Source organism: Methylomonas sp. BG-2 (assembly GCF_057766305.1).
Genome location: NZ_JBYMAP010000195.1, coordinates 1 through 7,356, shown reverse-complemented (window position 1 = coordinate 7,356; position 7,356 = coordinate 1). Strand labels below are relative to the sequence as shown.

Annotated in this window: 7 protein-coding genes; 4 read left to right on the top strand and 3 right to left on the bottom strand. The window is 58.0% G+C overall.

What is annotated here, in order from left to right:
* Positions 1-229, top strand: a 229-nt coding sequence (locus AC3B8H_RS16195; protein ID WP_488442582.1) for an ABC transporter permease, incomplete at its 5' end; no start/stop codon positions are given.
* A gap of 231 nt (positions 230-460) precedes the next feature.
* Here AC3B8H_RS16195 and AC3B8H_RS16190 read toward each other — a convergent pair.
* On the bottom strand, positions 461-934 hold the full coding sequence (locus tag AC3B8H_RS16190) for a hypothetical protein (RefSeq protein WP_488442581.1): 474 nt from the start codon (positions 932-934) through the stop codon (positions 461-463).
* Positions 935-1,076: 142 nt separating this feature from the next.
* Between AC3B8H_RS16190 and AC3B8H_RS16185 the strand changes: the two genes are divergently transcribed.
* From AC3B8H_RS16185 to AC3B8H_RS16175, 3 genes are all read left to right on the top strand, one after another.
* Positions 1,077-1,928, top strand: coding sequence for an aldo/keto reductase family protein (locus tag AC3B8H_RS16185; protein ID WP_488442580.1), 852 nt, complete (start codon positions 1,077-1,079; stop codon positions 1,926-1,928).
* 163 nt (positions 1,929-2,091) lie between these two features.
* The gene (locus AC3B8H_RS16180; RefSeq protein ID WP_488442579.1) at positions 2,092-2,604 is read left to right on the top strand and encodes a YfiR family protein; all 513 of its coding nucleotides are present in this window, start codon (positions 2,092-2,094) and stop codon (positions 2,602-2,604) included.
* Positions 2,601-4,538, top strand: a complete 1,938-nt coding sequence (locus AC3B8H_RS16175; protein WP_488442578.1) for an ATP-binding protein — start codon at positions 2,601-2,603, stop codon at positions 4,536-4,538. Before AC3B8H_RS16180 ends, AC3B8H_RS16175 begins: the two co-directional genes overlap by 4 nt.
* A gap of 7 nt (positions 4,539-4,545) precedes the next feature.
* Here AC3B8H_RS16175 and AC3B8H_RS16170 read toward each other — a convergent pair whose 3' ends face one another.
* Both AC3B8H_RS16170 and AC3B8H_RS16165 read right to left on the bottom strand, forming a co-directional pair.
* The gene (locus AC3B8H_RS16170; RefSeq protein WP_488442577.1) at positions 4,546-5,016 is read right to left on the bottom strand and encodes a CreA family protein; all 471 of its coding nucleotides are present in this window, start codon (positions 5,014-5,016) and stop codon (positions 4,546-4,548) included.
* Between the two features lie 276 nt (positions 5,017-5,292).
* The gene (locus AC3B8H_RS16165; RefSeq protein WP_488442576.1) at positions 5,293-7,167 is read right to left on the bottom strand and encodes an alpha-amylase family glycosyl hydrolase; all 1,875 of its coding nucleotides are present in this window, start codon (positions 7,165-7,167) and stop codon (positions 5,293-5,295) included.
* Positions 7,168-7,356 lie beyond the last annotated feature (189 nt).

Sequence of the window (7,356 nt, the reverse complement as noted above, 5' to 3'; positions counted from 1 at the left end):
TTTGATCGAAGCAGTGATGCTGTCCTGCCTGGGTGGGTTGATCGGCATCGCGCTGGCATTTCTCGCCTGTATCGCGCTGTCGAGCTTGATGCACATGCCGTTTTTGTTCAACCCCAGCATCAACTTGTTGGCGTTCGGATTCTCGGCGGCAATTGGTATCGTCTTTGGCTACATGCCGGCCCGCCGCGCGGCGCGGCTGGATCCGATTGTGGCGTTGAGGCATGAGTAAATTTGCCACTCTTCGAAAATGCGTAAAGTCGGCTTTATTGCATATACCAGCCATCGGAGCAAATTGATCGGATGACAACTGTGGGTCGATGTCGCCAACTTGCCACGTCCAGAAGCAGTCTTCAATACTGCGTAATCGTAACGAAATCGATGGCCTGATTTGAATCGGAACCGGTGGCGGTTTTCAATCGGAATGGGTGGCTGGATTGGAATATGCGCCAACCGACGCCGCTTATCGCCCCAGCCAGGCTTTCACACGGTCCTTGACCCGCTGTTTGGCGACTCTGGACCAGCGGTACAACGCGGTCTCGGCGATTTTGGCGTGTGCCCAGCGCAACCAGCCGGTAATCGTGCCGTACAACCAGGCCAATACCGCAAAACTCAACAATTGCGGTTTGGTCAGGCTGAATACCCGGGCCACCAACAACGTGCCCAACAGTTTGGCGACGATCTCCAAAAATAACCCTTGTATCAACAAACCGTGCAGCAACAGCCACAACGCCGCCAGATTCAACGGCGTCACCAACAAAATCGGCACCGCGATCGCGATCAACGCAACGCCCGGCGAGCAGCGGCTCAGCCAGCGCTCGATGCGCTCCAGGCCCAGCGCCAGCGCCAGATAGTGGCCGCAAGCGGACAGAACATCCCACAGCCATTCTTCGACGATCAGCACGACGGCCAACAAGGTCAGCAATATTCTGTTCATGATTTCCTCGGGATAGCGGTATCGCTTGCCACTATAACCGATCACAGCCCAGGCCATCCGGCGGCCGCAATCGTGCCGAGCGGTAGCCGTGGCGCCTCAACTATGCGAGGATAACGCCGCCTCTTTAGCACGGGAACCGCCAATGATCGAAAACGCTTACCTCGAATCCGCGGCCGGCGTGCGCATGCCGCCGCTGATCTACGGCACCGCCTGGAAACAGGAACGCACCGCCGAGTTGGTTGAACTGGCGCTCGCCCAAGGATTTCGCGGCATAGACACCGCCTGCCAGCCCAAGCACTACAACGAGGCCGGCGTCGGGGCCGGTCTGGCAGCCGCGATGACCCGCTTGAACCTGGACCGCGCGGCGATTTATCTGCAAACCAAATTCACGCCGCTCAACGGCCATGATCCGCTACGCATACCCTACGATGCAAACGCCAGTCTGGAGCAGCAGGTCGCCCAGTCGTTCGCGGTGTCGTTGCAAAATCTGCGCACCGACTATTTGGATGGCTTGGTATTGCACTCGCCGCTGGCCGATCGCCAGCAACTGTTGACGGTGTGGCAAGCCATGCAAACCATTCAGCGCAACGGCGGCGCCCGGCAACTGGGTATCAGCAATTGCTACGATCCGGATCTGTTCGAATTCCTGTACCAACAAGCCGACGTCAAACCCGCCGTGCTGCAAAACCGGTTTTACGCCGACACCGGTTACGACAAGGCGCTGCGGGCGTTCTGCCGGACTCACCGCGTGATTTACCAAAGCTTCTGGACCTTGACGGCCAACCCCAAACTGTTAACCGGTAGCGTGGTCGCCAATCTAGCCGAGCGCTTGGGCCGCCACCCGGCGCAAGTGTTTTTCCGTTACTTAACCCAACTCGGCATCGTGCCGTTGACCGGTACGACCTCGGCCGATCATATGCGCGAGGATTTGGCGATTTTCGATTTCGAACTCAGCGAATCCGAATGCGCCGAGTTGGCGGCGCTACTGGAATAGCGCCGGCCCCGCCATCCCGCGCCGGCTGAGCTACAATATCCCATTAGTTTATTTTTGATCCGGCCAACAGGTTTTCGAACCGCCGAATTCCCCGCCGTATCGACCTTTTCTACCGGAACCGCCCGACGCAAGCCGGGCGGGTTTAATCGTATCCCGACTATTCGTGCTCACCCGCCTGCTTAAATCCGCGCTGCTTAGCGCCAGCGTTTGGCTGAGCGGGCAGGCTATTGCCCTGGAAAACCCCAGCCGGGAATTCCAATTGAAATCCGCCTATCTGTTTCATTTCGCCGAATTAACGCAATGGCCGGCCGCCGGTCCCATCACGATTTGCCTGAAAGGCGACAGCCCGATACGGCATTTTCTGCCGGCGCTGGAAGGCCAAACCATCGAAGGCAACACCGTCCACGTCTTGTTGGAGCCGCCCACCGCCTTGGAAGCTTGCAACATCCTGTTTCTCGGCAACATCGACGATCTGAAACCGCGCCTGCTCGAACAAGCCCGCGCCGCTCACATTTTATTGGTCGGCGATGTGGACGGTTTCGCCGCTCAAGGCGGCATGGTGCAATTCACTTTGCGCGACAACAAATTGAAACTAGTGGTAAATTTAGGTTCGGTAAAATCGGCGGACTTAAAATTGAGCTCCAAATTGCTGCGGATGGCGGAGATTATCGAATGACATCGTCACCCCCCCCACGTATTTCGATCAGCCGCAAGTTGGGCAACAACCTGCGGCTGATGGTGGTACTCAGTCTGGCCGTCGCGACCTTTTCACTATCGATCCGCGAATATTCGGCGCTGCAAGACGCCATCGACAACAAGCTGAAACTGACCGCCAATCTGATTGGCCAGAACAGCAGCGTGGCGCTGGTGTTCGACGATACCCAAACCGCCCAGGAAATTCTGGATGCGCTGATTTACGATCCGGACATCATCGCCGGCTCGATCAGATTGCCGTCCGGCCAGATCCTGGTCGGCCACCAGAAAGACGCGCCGCGCTGGCCCGAATGGTGGCCGAACTGGCTACCGAAAATCCAACAGTACACGCAACCGATCCTGCATAAAAACCAGCGCGTCGTCGGCCATATTTCGCTGGTCGCCAGCATGGACCAACCATATCGGACGATGCTGTGGAATGCGTCGATCAACGCCGGCATTGTGATGATTGCATTGAGCCTGGCGGCCTTGCATGTGCGCCGCCTGCAACGCACTTTCCTGAAACCTCTGCTGAAATTGGCCGACACGGCCCGCCAGATCGAAAGGGACCACGACTACAGCCGGCGTTCGCGCTACGACGGCAACGACGAAATCAGCGATTTGGCCGAAGCCTTCAACAACATGTTGGCGCAGATCGAAGCCAACGAAGCCGATCTGGAAACCCAGGTGCAAACCCGCACCCGCGAGCTGGAAATCGCCACCCGCGACGCGGAATCGGCCAACCGCGCCAAAAGCCAGTTTTTGGCGAATATGAGCCACGAAATCCGCACGCCGATGAACGCCATCGTCGGCTTGGTGGAACTGAGTCTGAATACTCAGCTGACCTACAAGCAACGCGAATATCTGCAACGCGTGGAATCCTCGGCCCATTCGTTGATGACCTTGATCGACGACATTCTGGACTTTTCCAAAATGGAAGCCGGCAAAATGCAGATCGAGACCATCCCCTTCCTGCTCGAAGAAATGTTGGAGCAAGTGTTTTCGACGATGTCGCAACTCAGCGCCGACAAAGGCATTCGCTTGATTCTCCCGGACAACGGAGCGCAATATCATGCGGTGGTCGGCGACCCGCAGCGCCTGCGGCAAGTGTTGATCAATCTGATCGGGAACGCGATCAAATTTACCGAACGCGGCCACGTCGCCGTCGCGCTCAACGAACTTAGCCGCGACGACGACCGCATCGTGCTGCAATTTTCGATTCAGGACACCGGTATCGGCATCACACCCGAACAGCAGCCCAAATTATTTCAGGCCTTTAGCCAGGGCGACAGCAGCGTGACCCGCAACTACGGCGGCACCGGTCTAGGCTTGGTAATCTCCAAGCAATTGATCGAACAAATGGGCGGCAGCATTGGCGTGACCAGCCAAGCCAATATCGGCTCGACCTTCACATTCAGCGTCGTGCTCGGTTTGAGCGATCTGGCGACGATACGCCACTTTCAAATCCGCCGGCACCGCGCCAGCATGGATTCCGTGCGCTTGGAGCCCTTGCACGACAGCCGTATCCTGCTGGTCGAGGACAACGAGATTAACCGGATGGTCGCGATCGAGTTACTGGAGCAGGCCCGCATCCGGGTGGATGTCGCCGAGAACGGCGAAATCGCGCTGGCCAGGTTGCGGGAAAACCAATACGACTGCGTGCTGATGGACGTGCAAATGCCGGTCATGGACGGCTACCAAGCCACCCGCGAACTGCGCAAGCTGCCCGCCTGCCGGATGCTACCGGTGATTGCGATGACCGCCAATGTGATGAGCGCCGACCACCAGTTATGCCTGGATGCCGGCATGAACGACTTCATCGGCAAACCCATCCTGCCCGCCACGCTTTACCAAGTGTTACTGAAATGGATCAACGCCGAACGCTCGCTGACGGACCGCAATGAATTGGGCGTTTAAGCCCGGATCATTTGCCCCAGGGCATTACCGGCACCGTCGAGACGCTGTTGGCCGGCGCGCCTTCGATGATCTTCCGGCTGATCGCCAGATAAACCAGCGTATTGTGTTTGGCGTCCCATAGCCGGGTGATGTTGGTGGACTTGAACAACAACGACGTGCCTTCGCTGAACACCAGCTCTTCGTCCGGCAGTTTGGCCGGCAAATTGATCGGGCCGATCTGCCGGCATGCCAGCGAAAACTGCGACGGGTCCTCGGCCAGCCCCAAGCCGCCGGCAATCCCGCCGGTGCGAGCCTGGCTGATGTGGCAAATCACATTGGGAATCTTCGGGTCCTCAAAGGCATCGACGCAGACCTTGTGATTCGCGCCGATCAATTTCCACGCCGTGGTCACGCAACCCACTTCCTCGGCGCGGACCCCGCCGGCCAACAAGCCCAAACCGCACAACAGCCGAGCCGATCTCATCGAAAACGCACGCATTGCAGACTCCCAAACCCTGATTGAACACAGACCGCCAGCCTAACAAGCTTGCGGGATTCGCGCAAACCCGCCGCATCATCGCTTCTACCTAAAAAATGCCGTTGGTGTGATATAGGCCATTCGTGCAGAGCAATGTCGAAGCATGGACGACCGATAACCTGTCCACCTGTTGGGCGATTGAAAAATCCCGCCCGCCCTTCGACAGGGCTCTCCCGAGCGTAGCGGAAGGGCTCGGGGCGAACGGGATTTTTCGAGGCCCAACGGCTCTTTTTAGGTTCAACGGTAAATCACCAAACCGGCCGCCGGCACCGTCAAACTGACCGCCAAGCCGTTTTTCGGTTGCACGTCGGCGGTGGTACCGATCTGGGCCGGATCGGTGGAATACAAACAGGTCAGTTTTTCGCCCGGACTATGCAACGCCGCGTCTATCGTCACCCAAGCCATCTTGGCGGCGTTAGCATCGGTATTGATTGCCACGACGACTTCGTGGTCAGCCAAAATCCGCGACCACGGCACCAGCGACAGCAATTTGCCGCCCAACATCGTCGGCAAACCAAAATTTTGGCCATCGCCGGAAATCGGCCGCAAATACTGGCGACCGCGTCTTAGGGCCGGCTGAGCGGCACGGATCGCCATCAATTTGGCGAACTCGACGTAAACCGGATGATCCTCGTCGAAATAGTGCACGCCCCGAGACTCGAACGCGCCGAATTCGCCGCCAAACATTGCCTCGCGGATATAGCGGTCCGAATCGCCGCCGTGGCCGTCGAAACTCTGCTCGGTGCCGTAATACACGCACGGTATCCCCAAGGTCAGCGCGTTGACCGCCAGCGCGTTCAACACCAGTTTGGCCTTATCGGCATCGGCGCAAAACCGCGCCTTGGCCCGGCCGACCTGATCGTGGTCGTTGAACATCGTCACCACCTTGTTGCGAAACCAAGTGTGGCTGTCCTTGCCGATCAACAGCGAATTGCGGAACAGACTGAAATAGTCGTTGGGATTGCTCGCGCCCTTGACCATGAACTCCAATTTGCTCGGAATATCGTCGATACCCAATGCCGCGTCCAAACCGGTCGCTTCCAGGGTATCGAAGGCCCGGTAGCGGCCGCCGGTAATTTCGCCGACCAGCAGAAAATTGTCCTTGCCGATACTTTGGGCGAATTCGTGAATCGCCGAGCCGAATATCCGGGTGGCGCCGTCCTGCATGTGCTTGACGGTATCGATCCGAAAGCCGTCGAGATCGGCGTACGCAATCCAGTACTTGTAAACCTCGACCAAAGACAGCAAGCCCGGCGCCGGCGCAAAGTCGTCGGTGCCGCCGAAGCCGTGATGCAAATCCTTTAGATCGAAGAAATCGCCCTCGCGAAATTCCGGATCGTAATCGAAGCTGGAAATCCGGCCCTTCTGGGTAAAGTATTCCGGATTCTGAAATTCGATCGGCCAGATCGCCCCGTTCTTGGCCGGCCAACTCGCCGGCGCCGCCGGATTGGCGGTCACGAACGGGATATTGGCTTGGCCCGACGCATCGTTAAAACCGGTCACCGGATAGTGGCCGCCGTCCCAGCGCGGGTCGAAATGTCCATTGCCGTCCTTGTAATTGGGCTGGCGCTGGGGATCGTAACCGAACACGTTGCCGGAATGATTCAGGATGATGTCCAGGATCACCAAAATCCCCTGTTGGTGGGCCGCCGCCACCAAATCCTTGAGATCCTGATTGGTGCCGAAGCGCGGATTGACCTGCAAAAAATCCTGGATGCCGTAGCCGTGATAGGTTTCCTGAAACGCCACCTGCTTGAAGATGGGACTGATCCAGATCGCGGTCACGCCCAAACGCTTCAAATAACCCAGTTTGCTTTTCAAGCCGGCCAGCGTGCCGCCGACGTATTTGCCGCCAGCCTCGCGCCATTTCGCGGCGGCCGCCGGAGTTTTAACCGCATTACGTTTGTCGGCCGCTTGGCCCAAGGGCGTGGCGCCTCCGACGACCGGCTTGCCATCGACGTCGCGGTATCCGCCGCTTTCGTTGCCGTCGGAAAATCGGTCCAGCATCAGAAAGTACAACAGCTTATCCTCCCAGGCGGCGGGGGAAGGGGTATAAACAACGTTGGCGGTAAGTTGACCTAAATCGATGTCGGCTAAGCGGGATTCGGACATGGCGGCGCTCCTGCGGGAAGTTGGAAGGCGATGACAGCGAAGAATGCGACCTTGGGTAAGCCGCATCGCTGTTAGAACTTCTAACAAAGACATCCAGCTAAAGCAAGTGAAGAAAGATACGCGGGCCCCAGTCGAACGGCTGGCCGTCGAGCGGTTTGGGAGAAACGCATGGCGGGAATAGCCGAGGGC